Here is a 315-nt window from a genome sequence, read left to right as displayed (position 1 = left end):
CAGCACGTAGACCCGGTGGCCGTGGTCTTCGTCGGCGATCACGAGCGTGGCTTTCCGGTTGAAGTCGGTGCGGGTCGTGACACCCGGCACGATCGCCAGGTGGATGGAGTCGATGGCCACTGCGGTGCGGTTGATGAGCAAATATGATCCCAGGATCTCTGCTTTCTGACGCTCAGGATAAATCTCAATCTGCAGCCTGGCGCGCGTTGCCTCGGGTTGAGGAATACCAGCGTAGCGTTCATAGCGTCGCTCGTACTCGGCCTGTCGCCACTTCTTTTCTGAAACAGTTAAGTACTGGTTCAGGACATTGGTGTT

At 57.1% G+C, this 315-nt stretch carries 1 protein-coding gene; it reads right to left on the bottom strand.

The features are described 5' to 3' along the window. Positions 1-315, bottom strand: a 315-nt coding sequence (locus FH871_RS33445; protein ID WP_171063054.1) for a hypothetical protein, incomplete at both ends; no start/stop codon positions are given.

The organism is Larkinella sp. C7 (assembly GCF_006149005.1).
Lineage (GTDB): Bacteria > Bacteroidota > Bacteroidia > Cytophagales > Spirosomataceae > Larkinella.
This window is presented reverse-complemented; position numbering and strand designations above follow the sequence as displayed.